Raw genomic sequence first — 17,693 nt, 5'->3', positions numbered from 1 at the left:
CCCGATGATCTTGAAGTAGGTGAAGTCGGTCTGCCACATCTCGTTCGGCCGCGTGGTTTTCGTGTGGAACTGATCGGCAGCCTTGATCACGACATAGGCCGGGCTGGTGATCAGGTCGTGGGCCTTCAACAGGCGGTAAACCGTGGATTCCGACACGAAGTAGCGCTGCCCTTCGGTGAAGCGCACGGCCAGTTCCCGGGGGCTCAGCTCAGACTGTTCCAGCGCCAGCTCGATGATCTGGTCGTGGATGCCCGCCGGGATGCGGTTCCACACCCGGCTCGGCGCCGATGGCCGATCTTCCAACGCCTCCGGCCCGCCTTCGAGGTAGCGATCATACCAGCGGTAGAATGTCCGACGAGGGATGCCGAGTTGGTCCAGCGTGCGCTTGGCCGACAGGTGCGACTGCTCGACGGTTCTGATGATCTCGAGCTTCTCGGATGCGGGATATCTCATTCGTCGTTGCCCCCATCCGCGACCATGCTTTTTTTGAGCAGACGGTTTTCCAGTGTCAGATCGGCCACGCATTCCTTCAGGGCCCGGGCTTCGCGGCGCAGGTCCTGGACCTCTCCGGTGGTCGCGGCACGGGCGGTGTCGCCGGCCAGGCGGCGCTTGCCAGCTTCCATGAACTCCTTCGACCAGGTGTAATACAGGCTCTGGGCAATGCCTTCCTTGCGGCATAGCTCGGCGATCGAGGGTTCGAATCCCTTCGCCCGCTCCAGTTTTCCTAGTAATTCCAGCCACTTACGCCAAAAGGCGGCGTAATATGCCGCGTTACGTCGAGCCGCATTTCGTCTCGCGTAATAAGGACGTAATATGATGACGGCGAGCCGACGGGTGTGTCTAGGAAAGGATTGGCGCTTAGCGTGCTGCAACTACCGGATCGGGGCCCAAGCGCGCAGTAGAATGAGTCGGTCCCTCCGATCGGCTGGGTTGCGTCAAAATTGCTGGAGTGGAACGCCAACGGCGTGACCCCTTCGGAAACGGCTGCCCGGCCGAGGCGGAAGAGGACGTTGTCATGTTCTCCGGCAGCGATTTCCACCCACTCCAGCCAAGCGGTTGCGGAGCAGATAGATGTTCAAATCGGTATAGATACGCCGAACCGGGCGGAATATCTAACGCACGGGGAAATCGGACAGGTCTAGCGCGCGTCTGCGATGATCGACTCGCTTCCACCGACGATGTCGGCGGAAGCGTGAAGATGCCCGCGGTTTACGACTCTGCTCGTCCCGGCTCGTTGGGCGCTTCCGGTGACGAGCACCTCATCCGTTCCGGGCTGGACCTGGATCCAGATTTTTAGAATTCTGATCCCTTACGATGTGAATCGCCGGGCAATGTGGCAACCTGTTCACGAAGTCGTCGAGAATCGGCGCCCGGGCGCCAGCGAGCAGCATGGTCGCCCGCCGGTTCAACAGAACCGCAGCCTTGCGTGCCGCGCGTCTTGTCGTGCTGATCATTAGGGGGTGCTCGCAGATAGGCTGTCGTCGTACTGCAAATGATCTTCCCGCAGGTCGGCTTCCCGGCTGCCATAGCGGGCATAGAGGGTCGGAAGTACGAAGAGCGTGAGCAGGGTCGCCGAGATCAGTCCCCCAATCACCACCGTCGCGAGCGGCTTCTGCACTTCGGCGCCCGCGCCGGTCGCGAGCGCCATCGGCACGAACCCGAGGCTGGCGACGAGCGCGGTCATCACGACGGGGCGAAGGCGCATGAGCGCGCCTTGCCTTGCGGCTTCGGCCCGCGCCATGCCCGAGCGCATCAGTTCCTGGATCGACGACACCATCACGAGGCCGTTGAGCACCGCGATACCCGAGAGCGCGATGAACCCGACTGCTGCCGAGATGGAGAAGTCCATCCCGCGCAGGAACAGTGCTAGCACGCCGCCGATCAGTGCCAGCGGAACCCCGGTGAACACGATCGCCGCATCGCGCGACGATCGAAGCGCGCCATAGAGCAGCAGCAGGATCAGGATGAAGCAGGCCGGGACGACGAGCTGAAGCCGGTCGCGTGCGGAGGCGAGATTCTCGAACTGGCCGCCCCATTCAAGGTAGCTGCCGGCGGGGAGGCGAACATCCTTAGCGATGCCGGCCTTGGCGTCGGCCACGACGTCGGAGATCGCGCGGCCGCGGACGTTGGCCTGGACGACGACGCGCCTCTTCCCGTTTTCGCGGCTGATCTGGTTCGGTCCCTCGACGATACGGATATCGGCGACGCTCGCAAGCGGCACGAAGGCGCCGCCCGCCACCGGGACCTGTACCTGTTCGAGCACCGACAGGTCAGCGCGCTGCGCGTCGGACAGCCGGATGACGATCGGGAAGCGCCGGTCGCCTTCGAAGATCGTGCCGGCCTCGCGGCCGCCGATCGTTGCGGTGACGACATCCTGCACGTCACGCGCGCTGACGCCGAGCCGCGCCATCGCGTCGCGGTTCGCCCGAATGTCGAGCATCGAGAGACCTTCGGTTTCTTCGACGCGCACGTCGCTCGCGCCTTCGGTCTTCCGCAAGATTGCGGCGACTTGCTGCGCGGTCGCGTTCATCGCGTCGAAGTCGTCGCCATAGACCTTGATCGCAATGTCACCGCGCACGCCCGCAATCAGCTCGTTGAAGCGCATCTGGATCGGCTGAGTGATCTCATAGGCATTGCCCGGGATCTTGTTCAGTTCCTTCTCCAGCCGCTCGACGAGTTCGGCCTTGGGGAGGCTTGGGTCGGGCCATTCTTTGCGAGGCTTGAGGATCACGAAATTGTCGGTCGCGTTGGGCGGCATCGGATCGGACGCGAGGTCCGCCGTGCCGGTCTTCGAGAAGACGATCGCGACCTCGGGCTGCCTTGCGAGCATCCGCTCGATCGGCACTTGCATGGCCTGGCTCTGTTCGACGGACGTCGAGGGCACGCGAAACGCCTGGATCAGGAGATCTCCCTCGTCGAGCTGCGGCAGGAAGACCTGGCCGAGTGAGAAGAAGGCGAGGATCGCGATGACGAACCCCCCGATGCCCGCGCCGAGGGTGATCTTGGGCTTGCTAATCGCGCGGTCGAGACCCGGCTCGTAGCGTTGCTTCAGCCACGCCATGATGCGGCCCTCTTTTTCTTCGACCCGCTTCGAAAGCCAGATCGCGATCGCGGCGGGGACGAATGTGAGCGAGAGGATGAAGGCGAAAGCGAGCGCGATGATCACGGTCAGCGCCATCGGGATGAAGGTCTTGCCCTCGACCCCGCTCAAGGTGAGCAAGGGCACATAGACGAGGATGATGATCGCCTGCCCGTAGACAGACGGTCGCACCATCTCGCGCGCGGCCGATGCAACGGTCGCGAGACGTTCCTGGACGGTCAGGATGCGGCCGTGGCGATGCTGGAGGTCGGCCATGCGCCGCAGCGCATTCTCGACGATGATGACGGCGCCATCGACGATGAGGCCGAAGTCGAGTGCGCCGAGGCTCATCAGGTTCGCCGAGACGCCGGCGCGCAGCATGCCGAAGCTGGTGAGCAGCATCGTGATCGGGATGACGAGCGCCGCGATCAGCGCTGCGCGGAAATTGCCGAGCAGCAGGAAAAGCACGACAATGACGAGCAGCGCACCCTCGGTCAGGTTCTTGCCGACCGTCCAGATCGTCGAATTGACGAGCTTGGTACGATCGAGCGCCGGCTCGATAACGACATCGGGCGGCAGCGAGGCGTTTACCTCCTTCAGCCGGTCTGCGACCGCGGTCGCGACCGTCCGGCTGTTCTCGCCGATGCGCATGACCGCGGTGCCGACGACGACTTCGGTGCCATTTTCAGAGGCTGAACCCATGCGAACCGCCTGTCCGGTGCGGACCGTCGCCACCTGGTCGAGCGTGATCGGAACGCCCGCGCGCGTTGCGACGACGGTGCGTGCCAGCTCGGCGGTGTCGCGGACCAACGCGTCCGAACGAACGGCGAGCCCTTCGCCATTGCGCTCGACGACGCCGCCGCCGACCGCACTATTGTTGCGTTCGAGGGCTTCGGCGAGCTCGGTGAGGCTGAGGTCGAGCGCGGCGAGGCGCTGCACGTCGGGAACGACCAGATACTGCTTCGAATAGCCGCCGATCGCATCGACGCCCGCGACGCCGGGAACCGTCCGGACGAGCGGCGTGACGATCCAGTCCTGCGTCGTGCGAAGATAGGTCGACTTGTCGGCCTCGGTGACGAGCCGTTCGCCTTCGGGGGTCACATAGCTGCCGTCAGGCTGGAGGCCGGGCTCGCCGGCCTTGTGCGCATCGTCTTTGCGGTGCGCGAGGCGGACCGTCCACATATAGACGTCGCCGAGACCCGTCGCGATCGGCCCCATCTCCGGGCGAACCCCGTCGGGTATATTCTCGGTTGCCTCGTTGAGGCGTTCGCCGACCTGCTGGCGCGCGAAATAAATGTCGGTCGAATCGTCGAAGACCGCGGTGACCTGCGCGAAGCCGTTGCGGCTCAGCGACCTTGTGTGATCGAGGCCGGGGATCCCCGCGAGCGCGGTCTCGATCGGGAAGGCGACCTGCTTCTCGACGAGTTCGGGCGAGAGCGCGGGGGCGCGGACGTTGATCTGGATCTGGTTGTTGGTGATGTCGGGAACCGCGTCGATCGGCAGGCGCGACAATGCTGTCGCCCCGATTATGGCGGCGATGGCGGTGAGCAGGACGACAAGCCAGCGCTTTTCGACCGCCCAGGTAACGATACGAGCGATCATGGCTTAGTCCTCATCGCCTGCTTCGCCCTTGCCGATCTCGGCCTTGAGCGAAAAGCTGTTGGTGATGGCGATCTGCTCGGTGCCCTTGAGCCCGGAGCGGACGATGACATTGGCTCCCGCGCGGTCGCCGAGCACCACGGGGACAGCCTCGAACCCGTCCTTGGTACGCACGAACACGACGCTCTTGCCCTCGACGGTCTGGATCGCGGTCGCGGGAACGCTGATCGAGCCGACGCCGCCGCTCGCAGCCAGCGCGACCGAGGCGGTCACGGCTTCGCCGACGCGCCATTGGCCGGCGCGATTGTCGAGGATCGCGATTGCGGGCACGAGCTTCGTGGCCGGATCGAGCGCGGGCGAGACGAAGCTGATCTTGCCGGTCGCCTGGCGTCCAGGCGCGCTCACCGAGACGACGGCGCCGGGCCGGATACGACCGGCGTCGGCGGGCTGGAGGTTCAGCGAGAGCGAAACGCTCGAGAGGTTGGCGATGCGATAGAGTTCTGCATCGGCGGGAACCGTCTGACCGAGCACCACGCTGCGCGCGATTACCTGGCCCGAAATCGGCGCGGTAATGGCAATCCGGTTGAGCTGGCCGCCGCCGCCCCCTGCGGCGGATACCTGCTGCTGCGCGAGTTGATAGGCGATCCTGGCTTCGGTCGCGGCCGTGCGTGCCGCAATCACATCCTGCTCGGGCGACACGCGCTGTGCGAACAGCCGCTCCTCGCGTGCGAGATTGGAGTTGGCAAGCGCTAATCGGGCACGCGTGGCCTGCACCTCGCCCTGGAGCTGCGCGGCCTCGCGGCTCTCGACAATCGCAAGCGTCTGCCCACGGCCGACGCTCTGTCCGAGATTGCGGTTGAGCGCGACGATCCGCCCGCCGATCGCGGCCGACACGGCCTGCGTTCCTTGCGGATCGCCTTCGATCGTTGCGGGCAATTGCAGCGCGCCGGCGCTGCCGATGGTCGGGCTGCCGAGCGCGATCCCCGCGATCTTGATCTGCTCGTTGGTGAGGGTGATCTTGCCCTCGTCGGCATGGCCGGCCTCTTCCTCGCCATGCTCGTCGGCGGGTTTGGCGGTCTCGCCGCCACCGCAGGCGGCGAGGAACAGCGGCAGCGTCGCGGCGAGCAGCAGCTTTCGGTTGATAGTGATAGTCATCGGGTCAATTTCCTTCGAGCGGCGCGGGAGCCGTCAGGCGTTCCAACCGGGCCTTGGCGAGTTGATAGGAGGCGAGGGCTTCGATCGACGCGGAGCGCATCTCGGTCAGCGTCCGTTCGGCATCGAGCAGTTCGAGCTGTCCGAACTTGCCCTCGCGGTAGCCGATGCGCGCAATGCGCGCGGCTTCCATGGCCGAGGACAGAGCGGGGCCGCTCGCGACGCGCGCCGCCGCGGCCGCATTGGCAGCCTCGACTTCGGCGTCGCTGATCTTCTGCTCGATATCGAGCGCGGTGACGCGGCGCTGCGCGTCGGCACGCCGCCGTTCGGCATTCGCCTGGTCGACCGCGGCGCGTCCGTTGTTGAACAGCGGCAGCGGCACCGAGACGCTGAACACCGCAGCGACATCGTTGGTGGCTTCGAGCCGGCGAACGCCCGGCCCGACGGTAAGATCGGGCACGCGCTGCGAACGCGCCAGTTCGACGCCGGCATCCGCGGTGGCGAGGTCGGCATCGGCCGCCGCCAGCGCGAGCGTGCCAGCCGCCGATACAGGGCGGGGCGGACCCATGGTGCCGCTTCCGGGGCCGCCGAGTACCGCGACATCGAGCGGGCCGGTGACCGGGCGGCCAATGCGGCGCGCGAGACTGGCGCGCGCGGCATCGGCGAGGCGGCGCGCTTTCTCGGCCTCGGTTTCGGCGGTCAGGCGCGCGACTTCGGCGCGTTCTTGTTCGAGCGGCGAGGCGCGCCCCGCTTGCACTCTTATGGTCGCGGCGCGCGCCGTGTCGCCGGCGATACGATATTGGTCCTCGGCAATCGCGACACGCACTTCGGCGGCCGAGGCCTGGATATAGAGTTCGGTGACCTGGAACCGGATATCGGCCTGCGCAATCGCCTGCGCGATTTGCGCGCGGTGCGCCGCCGCATCGGCAACCGCGATCCGGGCCTGCCGCTTGCCGCCGAGTTCGAGCGGGATCGCGACGCTTGCCGTGATATCGGCGCCATTGACGCCATTATAGGGCCCGGTGCCGACGAAATTCTCGACTTCGACCGAAAGCGCTGGGTTGGGGCGCAGCCCCGCGACTCGGCGGGCTGCGCTTGCGGCATCAACGTCCGCCGCTGCGGCTTCCGCCGCGGGCGCGCTGCCGCCCGCGAGCGCAACCGCCTCGTCGAGCGTCAGGAGCGGTCCTGATATCTGCCGGCTTTCGGTGCCGACCTCCTGTGCCTGCGCTATCGCAACGCACGATGTGGCTGCCACGAGGGCAACAACGATCCTGTACATAATTCCATCCTCGATTGAGCCGATAGATCGCCGCGCGAATGCGCGAGCGCGTCAAGACGTCAGGCGAGGGGCGGGTCGAGAAGGGGCGGCAGGACGCGCGATGGTCGCTGCACGACCGGCGCGGCAAATAGTGGCCCACGCGCCGGGGCCAGCGGGGCTTCGCTGACCGTCTGATGCTGGTCCGGCGCCATGGGGCAATGATGATGGCCGCTATGGGCGAATTTCTTTGCCGGTTCGCCCGGCACTTGCTTGCCGCCGTCCCTGTCCAGCGAATAGGCGGTGCCTTGATCGGCAATATGCGCGGACGCGGGCTCACAGAATTGCAGGGTGCAAAGCAGCACGCCCACAATCACCAGCAGTCGCATCATCGCACCAGCCATAAAGCCCCCTATCGACCCGTCATCTGTTTGTCGCGGCGTGACATCGCGGCGGCCAGATCGGATGGAATCGCCATGGGTTGGAACGCGCTGACCCGCGCCCGCCCACTATTGCCTGCCGGGATCCGGCCCGTCAGCGATCCCAGAGGGACGAGGGCCAGCCGGAAAATCTGCCCCGCCGCTTCGCGCCAGTCGCCGAGCGCCATCGCGAAACCGAGCATGTGGCCATGCGACGACAGGTGAATGCCGAAGAAGGGCTGCGCAACGATGTGCGCGCGCTCGAGCGCGCGCCAGGCCGCGGGATAATCGCCGGCCCGCCGCGCGGCCCGGTAATGCGTCATCTCGGCGGCGATCAGGCCGGCAGCTTGACGTCGATCCAGCATGCTCGCGACATTTCCCTTTGCGTCGATTCGCCGGCCTTATGCACCCTGTAGCAACTACAGGGTCAAGCCTGACCACGAATCCCTTGTTCCGACAGTTGGCGCAGCTCGGTCCGCGCGCTGCGAAGAATTTCATAGGCCGAATGCAGGAAGAGCGCTGCAATGATGGCGGCCACTGCAAGGTCGGGCCAGGCCTGGCCGGTCCATGCGACGAGACCCGCAGCGATGATTACCGCGACATTGGCGACCGCGTCATTGCGGCTGAACAGCCAAACAGCGCGGACATTGGCGTCGCCTTCGCGAAACCGCGAGAGGACCGCCGCCGAGGTGAGATTGACGAGCAGTGCAACGAAGCCGATGCCGCCCATGAGCTCGGCTTCGGGCGGAACCGCTGTCAGGGCGCGCCACAGCGCGACGCCGATGACGCCGAGCCCGAGCGTCAGCAGGAACAGGCCTTGGGCAAGAGCGATGCGGGTGCGGGCGAGCGCCGTCCAGCCGATCGCGACGAGGCCGGCCAGCGTGATGGTGCCGTCGCCGATGAAGTCGAGCGAGTCGGCCTTCAGCGCCTGGCTGTTGGCGATGAATCCGCCGACGATCTCGATAGCGCCGAAGCCGAGATTTAGGATAACCACGATCCAAAGAGCACGGCGATAGGCCGGGTCCTTTTCCGCGCGCACCGGGTCTCCCGTGCAGCCGCAGCCGTCGCCGTTCTCGGATCCCTCCGCCATCGCGTCTTCACTCCATGGTGGTGGCGCGCTCTTCGCTTTGCCGCCTTCAACTTCGGACGAGGACCGCCTATACATCCTCCAGTCACTGGAGGATCAAGCATAATATGACCAAGCGGCTCGCGATCGGCGACCTTGCCCGGGAGACCGGGACCAAGGTCAACACCATCCGCTTCTATGAAGAGATCGGGCTGCTGCCCGAAGCCCTGCGCACCGCTTCGGGACGGCGAAGCTATGATGCGGCCGACCTTCGGCGGCTCGCCTTCGTCCGCCACGGCCGGCAGCTCGGTTTTTCGATCCCCGAAATCCGCTCGCTGCTGGCGCTTTCGGATCAGCCCGACCGCGATTGCGGCGAGGCTGCGGCGATCGCGCGCGCGCATCTTGCCGATATCGGCATCCGCATCGCGCGGCTCGAAACCTTGCGCTCGGCGCTGACCGAGGTCGCGACCTCCTGCGAGGGCGGCCGGGCCGCCGAATGCCGGGTGATCGAGGCGATCGCGGGCACCGAACTCGCGCTCCAGACCGATTGATCGATCCGACCGGACGCATCCGGGTTCGGGGAAGGAAGGGGCTGGCGCGCGCGACGACTGGCTTCGCCGCGCGCGCCGGCGGATATTATGGCGCCTTGTCGAGCTTGGTGATCGTCCCGGCCTTACCGTTCCAGTCGAGCTCGAACGCGACCTTGTCGCCGACCTTGATGTCCTTCAGCAGCTCGGGCTTTGCGGCGAAGCCCATCGTCATCGGCGGCCATTCGAGTTCGGCGATCGCGCCATGATCGAGCGTGACCTGTCCCTTCGCGCTATCGATTGCGGTCACGGTCGCCGTGCCCTTGCCATGTTTGGTTTCGGCGGGCATCGCCATGGTTCCGGCGTCATCGGCCATCGCGGCCTTTTCTTCGGTCTTCGGCGCTTCGCCCTGCTTGCCGCAGCCGGCAAGTCCTGCGCTGAGCGCGATGCCCAGTGCGATGGCGGTCAAATTCTTCATGTCATTTCTCCTTCGGGTTGAACGGGATGGGCCGCGCGCCTGCGCATCAGCAGATAGGCGGCGGGAATGATGAGCATCGAGAGCAGCGGCGCGGTCAGCATGCCGCCGATCATCGGCGCGGCGATGCGGCTCATCACTTCGGAGCCGGTGCCGGTCCCGACGAGGATCGGGAACAGGCCCGCGAGGATCACCGCGACGGTCATCGCCTTCGGCCGGACGCGAAGCAGCGCGCCCTCGCGAACCGCGGCCAATATGTCGCCATCGCCGCGATCGGCGAGCGCATGCTTGAGGTAGATGAGCATGACGACCCCGAACTCGGCGGCGACGCCGGCGAGCGCGATGAACCCGACCGCGCTCGCGACCGACTGGTTGTAACCGAGCAGATAGAGCAGCCAGAGCCCGCCGGTGAGTGCAAAGGGCAAGGTCGCCATGATGAGCAGCGCCTCGTCCCAGCGGCGGAAGGTGAGGTAGAGCAGGATGAAGATGATCGCGAGCGTGACCGGCACGACCACCTTCATCCGCTCGGTCGCACGAACGAGGAACTCGAACTGCCCGGTGTAGGAGATGCTGACGCCGGGGGGCAGCTCGACATCGCGCGCGATCGCCCGCTGGATGTCGTGCACCAGACCCTGCAAATCGCGGCCGCGGCTGTCGACATAGATCCAGGTCACCGGGCGGCCATTCTCGCTGCGCAGCATCGGCGGCCCGTCGCTGACCTTGACGCTCGCCACCGTCCCGAGCGTGATCTGCTGGCGCGACGGCGTCAGGATCGGAAGGGCCGCGAGCTCGCCGATGCTGTCGCGCATCTCGCGTGGATAGCGGACGCTGATCGGATAGCGCGCGAGCCCCTCGACCGTCTGGCCGATCGTCTCGCCGCCGATCGCGCCCGCGACGATCGCCTGCACGTCGGCGACGTTGAGACCATAGCGCCCCGCGGCGGCGCGATCGATGTCGACGTCGATATAACGGCCGCCAGTCAGGCGCTCGGCCAGCGCCGAGGCGACGCCGGGGACGGTCCTGACTACGCCCTCGATGCGCTTCGCGGTGCGGTCGATCTCGGCAAGATCCGAGCCCGCGACCTTGATGCCGACCGGGCTTTTGATCCCGGTCGCGAGCATGTCGATGCGGTTGCGGATCGGCGGGATCCAGAAATTGGCGAGCCCAGGGACCCGGACCCGCGCGTCGAGCTCCTCGATCAATTTCTCCTCGGTCATGCCGGGGCGCCACTGGTCCTTCGGCTTGAAGCGGATCGTCGTCTCGAACATCTCGAGCGGCGCGGGGTCGGTGGCGCTGTCGGCGCGGCCCGCCTTGCCGAACACGCTTTCGACCTCTGGCACCGTCTTGATCAGCCGATCGGTCTGCTGGAGCAGGCTCGACGCCCGCGCTGCTGAGATGCCGGGAAGCGCTGAGGGCATGTAGAGGAGATCGCCCTCATGCATCTGCGGCATGAACTCGCCGCCGATCTGGGTCATCGGCCAGAGGCTGGTGGCGAAGACGAGGCCGGCGATGAGGAGCGCCTTTTTCGGCCGTTCGAGCACCCAGTCGAGTGCCGGGCGATAGGCGCGGGTCAGCCAGCGGTTGACCGGATTGGCCTGTTCGGCCGGGATCTTTCCGCGGATCAGCCAGCCCATCAGCACCGGGATGAGCGTGATCGAGAGGATCGCAGCGGCCGCCATCGCATAGGTCTTGGTGAAGGCGAGCGGCGCGAAGAGCCGCCCTTCCTGGCCTTCGAGCGTGAAGATCGGCAAGAAGGAGAAGGTGATAATGAGAAGGCTGAGGAACAGCGCCGGGCCGACCTCGGCGGCGGCATCGGTGATGACGCGCCAGCGCTCGGCGCCCTTCAATTCCTCGCCCGGATGATCGCGCTCCCAATGTTCGAGATGCTTGTGGGCATTTTCGATCATCACCACCGCCGCATCGACCATCGCGCCGACCGCGATCGCGATGCCGCCGAGCGACAGGATATTGGCGTTGAGCCCCTGCAGCCGCATGACGATGAAGGCGATGAGGATGCCGAGCGGCAGGGTCAGGATGGCGACCAGCGCCGACCGGGCGTGCCACAGGAACAGCGCGCAGACGAGCCCGACGATGATGAATTCTTCGACGAGCTTCGAGGTGAGATTGTCGACCGCACGATCGATCAGCCCCGAACGGTCGTAGGTGGTGACGATCTCGACCCCCGGCGGCAGGCTGCGCTTGAGCTCGGCGAGCTTGGCGCGCACGCCGTCGATGACCTCGCGGGCATTCTTGCCCTCGCGCATGACGATCACGCCGCCCGCGACCTCGCCCTCGCCATTGAGTTCGGCGATGCCGCGCCGCGTGTCGGGGCCGATCTGGACCGTCGCAACATCGCCGACCGTCACCGGGATGCCGCCGCCGGCGGTGCGGATCGGGACGCTGCGGAAATCGTCGAGCGATTTCAGATAGCCGCCCGCGCGCACGATATATTCGGCCTCGGCGAGTTCGAGGCTGCCGCCGCCGCTTTCCTGGTTTGCGCGCTTGAGGGCGTCTGCCACGTCGGTTGCGGTCACGCCGAAGGCGGCAAGCTTCTGCGGATCGACGATGATCTGATATTGGCGCACCATGCCGCCGATGCTCGCGACCTCGGCGACGCCCGGCACTGACTTCAGTTCGAAGCGCAGGAACCAGTCCTGGAGGCTGCGGAGCTCGGCAAGATCGTGGCGGCCGCTCTTGTCGACGAGCGCATATTCATAGATCCACCCGACCCCGGTCGCGTCGGGGCCGAGGCTCGCCCGCGCGCCGTCGGGGAGCCGGCTCTGCACCTGGCTCAGATATTCGAGCACGCGGCTGCGCGCCCAATAGGGATCGGTGCCGTCGTCGAAGAGCACATAGACGAAGCTGTCGCCGACGAAGCTGTAGCCGCGCACGACGCGCGCGCCGGGCACCGAGAGCATTGTCGTCGTGATCGGATAGGTGACCTGATCCTCGACGATCCGCGGCGCCTGACCCGCATAGGTGGTGCGGATGATGACCTGGACGTCGGAGAGATCGGGCAGGGCATCGACCGGCGTCGTGCGCACCGCGGCGATCCCGAGCAGGGTCAGGATCAGCGCCGCCGCGACGACGAGCCCGCGCGCCGCGACCGAAGCGCGAATGATCTTCGCGATCATTGCGCGGGCTCCAGCGGACGGACGGTGAGGCCGGTCAGGCTCGCCTCGGAATCGAGCAGGAACTGGCCCGACGCGACGACCTTTTCGCCGGGAGCGAGCCCCTGCAATATCTCGGTCTTGCCACCACCTTCGCGTCCAGTGATCACTTCGGCGGGATGGTAGCGCCCGTCGCCCTTCTCGAGCATCACGATGCTGCGCGTGCCGGTGCGGATCACCGCTTCGCTCGGCACCAGCAGCGCCGGTTTGGCATCGCCCCCGAGCGCCACCACCGCGAACATGCCGGGGCGGAGACGCCCGCCGCGATTGGCGAGTTCGACGCGCACCGTCAGCGTCCGGCTGTCGGCCGATGCAGTGGGCAGGATCGCAATGATCCTGCCGGTGAATGCTTCGCCGGGAAAGGCGGTGAGCGTCGCGGTCGCGCGCTGGCCGACCTGTACGAGTCCCGCCTGCGCTTCGGGGAGCGCGGCGTTGAGCCACACCGTGCCGAGCCCCGAGATTTCGGCGAGCGTCTGCCCCGCGGCAAGCGTCACGCCCGCACGCGCGCCCAGCGTCTGGACTACGCCGCCGATCGGCGCGCGGACGGTCATCCGGCCGCCGGTGCGTCCGGTCCGGTCGACTTCGACAATCACGCCTTCGGGCATGCCCATCAACCGCAGCCGCTGCCGCGCCGCCGCAGTGAGGTCGGGACGTCCGAGTTTCTTGACGCTCAGATATTCGGTCTGCGCGCCGCCCCATTCGGGCAATTGCAGGTCGGCGATCGGCGTGCCGGCGCCGATGACGTCGCCGGGCGCGAGGCGATAGACGCGCTCGACGAATCCGCCCGAGCGCGCCTGGACGATCGTGACGTCGCGCTGGTTGAAATCGATGCTGCCGTTGACGTCGAAGGTCGCCGCGAGGCTGCCCATTTCGGCCACGACCACCCTTATGCCGAGGCTCTGCCGCGCGGCAGGATCGACCGACACGCCCGGTGCCGCGCCGCTGCCCTCGTCGGCATATTTGGGCTCGAGCTGCATGTCCATGAAGGGCGACTTGCCGGGCTTGTCGAATTTCTGGTTCGGGAACATCGGATCATAATAATAGAGGATCTTGCGCCCGCCGCTGCCTGCCGCTTCGCTTGGCGCATCGCTCTGACCGCTCTGTCCCAGCCAGTAACCGCTGCCGCCCGCGATCAGCACCGCGGCCAATATTCCGGCGCGCCAACGCGCCGCTGATGTTGCATCGGTCATCGACCTGCCTCCCCATAAATAGTGTTGATCCGGATCGCGTCGCGCGCGACCTCGGCTTCGCGAGCGAGCGCATCGACTTCGGCCTCGGCGAGCGCGAGTGTCGACAGGAGTGCGGTCCCGAGATCGAGCTTTCCGGCGGCGTAGCTGGCGAGATCGAGCTCGGCGCGCTTCTTCGCGAGCGGCACGAGCCGCGTGCGCGCATTGGCGAGTTGTTCATGATGCATGCGGTGATCGGCGAGATCGGCGTCGAGCCCCGCCGCGATGTCGCGCTTGGCGGCCTCACGGTCGAGCCGGGCGCGCGTCGCCTCGCTGGCGCGCGCGGCGATCTTGGGATCCTGCCGCCTTTTCGAGAAGAAGGGCAGATCTACGGTGACGCCAACCGTGACGAGGTCGCCAAAATTGGGCTCGCGCCGCCCATAGGCCGCGTTGACGCTCCAGTCGGGGCGCTTGTCTGCGCGGGCGAGACCGGTCTCGGCATCGGCGGCGAGGGCGCGGGCATCGAGCGCGCGCAGCCTTGGCAGGGCGTCGATTCCGGAGCGCAATCCTTGCTCGTCGATCATTTGCGGCGGCAAGTCTCCCAGCGTGTCGGCGGCTGCGTCGCCGGTAAAGCGCGCGAGCTGCGCGCGGGCGCGGGCAATCTCGGCGGCGAGTGCGCTGCGGCGATCATTGATCGCGGCGCGAAGCTGATCGGGTTCAAGCGCCTGTGCCGGGCGCGCAGCGCCGCTGGCCAGCCGCGCGGTCACCGTCGCTTGAAGGTCTTCAAGACCAGAATCGAGCAGGTCGAGTTCCTTGAGACGCTTCTTGGCGTAGTAAAGGTCGACCCAGGCAAGCGCGGTCGCGAGCCTGATATCCTGCGCGGTGACCGCCTCGTCGGCGCGGGCGATTCCGATGTCGGCCTGCGCACGCGTTGCGCGCGCGCGGCGCTTGGCGGGGTTCGGGAACTCCTGGCTGACGCCGACGACCTGCATCGTGAAGTCGTCGCGATTGAACCGGCCCGCGTCGGGCCCGGTCACCGGGAAATCCTGCAGGACGATATTGAGTTTCGGGTCGGGCAGCCGGTCGGCGGCGATCGCCGCCGATTGGGCAGCATCGATGCCGGCTTCGCGACCCTGCAATTCGGGCGCCTCTGATGCCGCGCGGTCGAGCGCCGTATCGAGCGTCATCGGCTCGGCATGTAGCGCCGCGGGCGTCGGGATAAGCAAAACTGCCGCAAGATATATGCGCATATGTCCCCCTCTTTCGAGTCAGGCGGAAATGTCCCCCGGCACGTCGGCCGGGGGACGGAAGCCGTCAGCCCTTGGAGGGCGACATGCGATGTCCGGGCATGTCGTGCATGCAGCCCGCTGCGTCGGTCTTCATCATGGTGCAGTCGCAGGCCGCCATATTCATTGATGCGTCTTTGACCCACACGCGAACGCGCGGGTTGATATTGGACTTGTTCGGTCCCGGCACCTGGCGGGTCTGCCATTCATAATGACCGCCGCTCGCGTCCTGCGCGGACACGGGAGCGGCAAGGGTTGCGGCCGCGAGCGCGGCAACGACAAAAATCGTCTTCATGGTGAAATTCCTCGGTTGAAAAGCTGGGAGACACGCGCCGGGGAGACCGGCGCGCATCGCGCGTTTCAGCCGCGGAATAGAGGCGGTTCGGGCTCGGGACCGACGATTCGGCCCGTCAAGCGAACGGCAGGCCGCGCGTCTACCGGCGCCGGCCGATAGGCGGCCGCCTCCAGCGAGGCGGCGGGCGCCGCGACCGCCAGCGGCAGCGCGCAGCCCATCTTGGCGATGCAATCGAGGGTCAGGCCCTTGCAGGGTGCGCTATCTTGGGACTTGTCGATTCCCATCATCTCGGCGCATTCGTCGCTCATCGCCGCGGTAGTCGTAGTTGCGGCTGCCGGGATCGCCGGCGCGGAGGCGAACGCGGCTTCCTGTGCCAGGAGGCCGAGGACGGCTCCGACAAGAAGCAGGAAGGTGAGCCAGCGTTTCACGGTAAAAGCATGATCCTTGTCAAACTTGGCGTCAATTCGAAACTGGAGGAAGATCCCGCCGACCTGTTCGCCGGCGGTCCCCTCACGGTTACACCGGGCCCGGTTAATTATGGCCCATCGTCATGGCAGCGGGCGCGAGCAGCATCCACAGCGCCATGGCGATCATCATCAGATTCTCGGTCAGCGATATGAAGCCCAGCGGCACATTGCTGTCGCCGCCGACGCAGGCGCATTTAAGTTCGCGCTTGTCGATATAGACCGCCTTGAAGACAGAGACGGCGCCGATGCTCCCTATGAAGAGCGCGACCGGGATCGAAATCCAGCTCAGCGCGCCGGAAATCATCAGGATGCCCGCGAGCGCCTCGGCGAACGGATAGATGGTGGCGTAGGGCACCCACCGCTTGGCGAGCAGGTCATAGTTCAGGAACATGCTCGAGAAGCTCTCGATGTCGCGGAGCTTGAGGAAGGCAAGCAACGCCATGCTGAACCCGATAAACCATTCGGCGGCACGGATTGTGAAGGGCGTGCCCGACACCGCTTGGCTGGCGGCCAGCGCCATCAGCGCGGTGATAGAGAAGAGCGCGATGACGGGCTTATAGGTAAGCGCCTTAGGATCGCGGACTTTCAGACCGAGATGGCGCCTCAGATCGTCAAGACCGCCGATCCGCTCGCCTTCGATGAAGGTCTGCGGCGTCGTCGCGACGCCATGTTTCGCCTTGAAGGCGTCGGTTTCCTCGCGGGTCGTCAGCCAGACATCCTCGACGTCATAGCCGCGGCTGCGCAACAGATGCAGCGCCTTCAGGCCATAGGGGCAGATATGCTGCTCCATCACCATGCGATAGATGGTCGCCCGCGGCTTGCCCGAAACCGCCGCACCAGTGTGCGCTGGCGCGCTTTCGTTCGCGCGCTGAACCTGCATATTCATCGATTCGCCTTTCTTGATTCCCGATCGCTTCCCGCTATATAGGCTCCGTACCATAGTACGGAGTCAAGGCCTTGCGTGACATGACCATCGGCCAGCTTGCCCGGCAGGGCGGCGTCAATGTCGAGACGATCCGCTATTACCAACGCCGCGGCCTGTTGCCCGTTCCGCCTCAGTCGGCCAGCGCCCCGTCGGAAGGCCGAGTCCGGCGTTACGACGAGGCGGTTCTGCGCCGTCTGCGCTTCATCAAATCGGCACAGGCAGCGGGATTTACGCTCACCGAGATCGCCGAACTGCTCGAACTCGACGCGTCGAGCGATCGCGCGCGAGCGCGCGAACTGGCCGACGCGCGCATCGCGGCGATCGAAAAGACGATCGCCGAACTCGATGTGGCGCGGCGCGCGCTCATGGGCCTGTCGCGCCAATGCGCTGCCGCCGACACGCTCCACTGCCCGATCATAGCGGCGTTCGAGCAGATCTAGCCCGACTGGTCTTGGGGGCGGATGGTGCTGACGGCCCGTCTCACCTCCCTCAAACTGGTGTCAATCGGTCGCAAATGGTTCCAGCATCCCGGCTACAAGCGATGGGATGGTAACTCCGGCTGCGACATCGAGCTGAAGGCTAGCGCGGATCGCAGCCGCAGTGTCTCGCCGCTGCCGCGTCCGGAGTTGCGACGGCCGTCCGAAGTGCCTGGGTCAGGCGCCATCGAATCTCCGCGGCTAGGACCGGCATCAGAGCGAACAAATAGGCTTCCACGAGGAGGACCTGACCATAGGGTCAGGCGAGTGATTGCGTCACGTGCACGGCGCCGACCAAGGCTCCGATGAGGAGCAGAGCGAAAAGCGCCGCTTCTG

At 66.2% G+C, this 17,693-nt stretch carries 15 protein-coding genes and 1 pseudogene; 2 read left to right on the top strand and 14 right to left on the bottom strand.

The genetic code is table 11. The features are described 5' to 3' along the window. The 7 genes and pseudogenes from HUW43_RS01265 to HUW43_RS01235 all read right to left on the bottom strand — a co-directional run. Window positions 1-698: pseudogene (locus HUW43_RS01265) on the bottom strand (helix-turn-helix domain-containing protein); the annotation flags it as partial. Window positions 699-1,453: 755 nt separating this feature from the next. Next, window positions 1,454-4,681, bottom strand: coding sequence for an efflux RND transporter permease subunit (locus HUW43_RS01260; RefSeq protein ID WP_011542721.1), 3,228 nt, complete (start codon window positions 4,679-4,681; stop codon window positions 1,454-1,456). Between the two features lie 3 nt (window positions 4,682-4,684). Further along, window positions 4,685-5,833: an efflux RND transporter periplasmic adaptor subunit gene (locus HUW43_RS01255; RefSeq protein ID WP_011542720.1), complete on the bottom strand. Its 1,149-nt coding sequence runs from the start codon at window positions 5,831-5,833 to the stop codon at window positions 4,685-4,687. Window positions 5,834-5,837: 4 nt separating this feature from the next. Then, the gene (locus tag HUW43_RS01250) at window positions 5,838-7,109 is read right to left on the bottom strand and encodes a TolC family protein (RefSeq protein ID WP_011542719.1); all 1,272 of its coding nucleotides are present in this window, start codon (window positions 7,107-7,109) and stop codon (window positions 5,838-5,840) included. Window positions 7,110-7,168: 59 nt separating this feature from the next. After that, window positions 7,169-7,477, bottom strand: a complete 309-nt coding sequence (locus HUW43_RS01245) for a hypothetical protein (RefSeq protein ID WP_041383326.1) — start codon at window positions 7,475-7,477, stop codon at window positions 7,169-7,171. A 20-nt stretch (window positions 7,478-7,497) separates the two neighbouring features. Next, window positions 7,498-7,869: a DUF3703 domain-containing protein gene (locus HUW43_RS01240; RefSeq protein ID WP_011542717.1), complete on the bottom strand. Its 372-nt coding sequence runs from the start codon at window positions 7,867-7,869 to the stop codon at window positions 7,498-7,500. A 62-nt stretch (window positions 7,870-7,931) separates the two neighbouring features. Next, window positions 7,932-8,594: a cation transporter gene (locus tag HUW43_RS01235; protein WP_041383325.1), complete on the bottom strand. Its 663-nt coding sequence runs from the start codon at window positions 8,592-8,594 to the stop codon at window positions 7,932-7,934. Window positions 8,595-8,698: 104 nt separating this feature from the next. Here HUW43_RS01235 and HUW43_RS01230 point away from each other — a divergent pair, with 104 nt between their 5' ends. Continuing rightward, complete coding sequence (locus tag HUW43_RS01230) at window positions 8,699-9,121, top strand: MerR family transcriptional regulator (protein ID WP_011542715.1); 423 nt, start codon at window positions 8,699-8,701, stop codon at window positions 9,119-9,121. Between the two features lie 85 nt (window positions 9,122-9,206). Here HUW43_RS01230 and HUW43_RS01225 read toward each other — a convergent pair whose 3' ends face one another. The 7 genes from HUW43_RS01225 to HUW43_RS01195 all read right to left on the bottom strand — a co-directional run bounded on the left by HUW43_RS01225 (window position 9,207) and on the right by HUW43_RS01195 (window position 16,842). Beyond that, window positions 9,207-9,575 carry a copper-binding protein gene (locus HUW43_RS01225; protein ID WP_011542714.1) on the bottom strand — a complete coding sequence of 123 codons (369 nt, stop codon included), beginning with the start codon at window positions 9,573-9,575 and terminating at the stop codon, window positions 9,207-9,209. Further along, entirely contained in the window at window positions 9,572-12,706 is a 3,135-nt protein-coding gene (locus HUW43_RS01220) for an efflux RND transporter permease subunit (RefSeq protein ID WP_058455290.1), read from the bottom strand. The genes HUW43_RS01225 and HUW43_RS01220 overlap by 4 nt, the downstream gene beginning before the upstream one ends. Continuing rightward, a complete protein-coding gene (locus HUW43_RS01215; RefSeq protein ID WP_058455289.1) occupies window positions 12,703-13,932 on the bottom strand; it encodes an efflux RND transporter periplasmic adaptor subunit in 1,230 nt (409 codons plus the stop codon). Before HUW43_RS01215 ends, HUW43_RS01220 begins: the two co-directional genes overlap by 4 nt. Then, the gene (locus tag HUW43_RS01210; RefSeq protein ID WP_188235735.1) at window positions 13,929-15,158 is read right to left on the bottom strand and encodes a TolC family protein; all 1,230 of its coding nucleotides are present in this window, start codon (window positions 15,156-15,158) and stop codon (window positions 13,929-13,931) included. Before HUW43_RS01210 ends, HUW43_RS01215 begins: the two co-directional genes overlap by 4 nt. Before the next feature lie 64 nt (window positions 15,159-15,222). Next, the gene (locus HUW43_RS01205) at window positions 15,223-15,546 is read right to left on the bottom strand and encodes a hypothetical protein (protein ID WP_223181177.1); all 324 of its coding nucleotides are present in this window, start codon (window positions 15,544-15,546) and stop codon (window positions 15,223-15,225) included. 8 nt (window positions 15,547-15,554) lie between these two features. Beyond that, window positions 15,555-15,917, bottom strand: coding sequence for a hypothetical protein (locus HUW43_RS01200; RefSeq protein ID WP_058455287.1), 363 nt, complete (start codon window positions 15,915-15,917; stop codon window positions 15,555-15,557). Window positions 15,918-16,020: 103 nt separating this feature from the next. After that, a complete protein-coding gene (locus HUW43_RS01195; protein ID WP_276203603.1) occupies window positions 16,021-16,842 on the bottom strand; it encodes a MauE/DoxX family redox-associated membrane protein in 822 nt (273 codons plus the stop codon). An 80-nt stretch (window positions 16,843-16,922) separates the two neighbouring features. Here HUW43_RS01195 and HUW43_RS01190 point away from each other — a divergent pair, with 80 nt between their 5' ends. Beyond that, the gene (locus HUW43_RS01190) at window positions 16,923-17,321 is read left to right on the top strand and encodes a MerR family transcriptional regulator (RefSeq protein WP_039578962.1); all 399 of its coding nucleotides are present in this window, start codon (window positions 16,923-16,925) and stop codon (window positions 17,319-17,321) included. Window positions 17,322-17,693: the final 372 nt, after the last annotated feature.

Origin of the sequence: Sphingopyxis sp. LK2115 (assembly GCF_014595975.1) — a bacterium.
Lineage (GTDB): Bacteria > Pseudomonadota > Alphaproteobacteria > Sphingomonadales > Sphingomonadaceae > Sphingopyxis.
This window is presented reverse-complemented; position numbering and strand designations above follow the sequence as displayed.

Bases quoted from the DNA above. Each gene is read 5' to 3' on its own strand.
- HUW43_RS01260 (WP_011542721.1), bottom strand. From the start codon at position 4,681: ATGATCGCTCGTATCGTTACCTGGGCGGTCGAAAAGCGCTGGCTTGTC.
- HUW43_RS01255 (WP_011542720.1), bottom strand. From the start codon at position 5,833: ATGACTATCACTATCAACCGAAAGCTGCTGCTCGCCGCGACGCTGCCG.
- HUW43_RS01250 (WP_011542719.1), bottom strand. From the start codon at position 7,109: ATGTACAGGATCGTTGTTGCCCTCGTGGCAGCCACATCGTGCGTTGCG.
- HUW43_RS01245 (WP_041383326.1), bottom strand. From the start codon at position 7,477: ATGATGCGACTGCTGGTGATTGTGGGCGTGCTGCTTTGCACCCTGCAA.
- HUW43_RS01240 (WP_011542717.1), bottom strand. From the start codon at position 7,869: ATGCTGGATCGACGTCAAGCTGCCGGCCTGATCGCCGCCGAGATGACG.
- HUW43_RS01235 (WP_041383325.1), bottom strand. From the start codon at position 8,594: ATGGCGGAGGGATCCGAGAACGGCGACGGCTGCGGCTGCACGGGAGAC.
- HUW43_RS01230 (WP_011542715.1), top strand. From the start codon at position 8,699: ATGACCAAGCGGCTCGCGATCGGCGACCTTGCCCGGGAGACCGGGACC.
- HUW43_RS01225 (WP_011542714.1), bottom strand. From the start codon at position 9,575: ATGAAGAATTTGACCGCCATCGCACTGGGCATCGCGCTCAGCGCAGGA.
- HUW43_RS01220 (WP_058455290.1), bottom strand. From the start codon at position 12,706: ATGATCGCGAAGATCATTCGCGCTTCGGTCGCGGCGCGCGGGCTCGTC.
- HUW43_RS01215 (WP_058455289.1), bottom strand. From the start codon at position 13,932: ATGACCGATGCAACATCAGCGGCGCGTTGGCGCGCCGGAATATTGGCC.
- HUW43_RS01210 (WP_188235735.1), bottom strand. From the start codon at position 15,158: ATGCGCATATATCTTGCGGCAGTTTTGCTTATCCCGACGCCCGCGGCG.
- HUW43_RS01205 (WP_223181177.1), bottom strand. From the start codon at position 15,546: ATGCGCGCCGGTCTCCCCGGCGCGTGTCTCCCAGCTTTTCAACCGAGG.
- HUW43_RS01195 (WP_276203603.1), bottom strand. From the start codon at position 16,842: ATGAATATGCAGGTTCAGCGCGCGAACGAAAGCGCGCCAGCGCACACT.
- HUW43_RS01190 (WP_039578962.1), top strand. From the start codon at position 16,923: ATGACCATCGGCCAGCTTGCCCGGCAGGGCGGCGTCAATGTCGAGACG.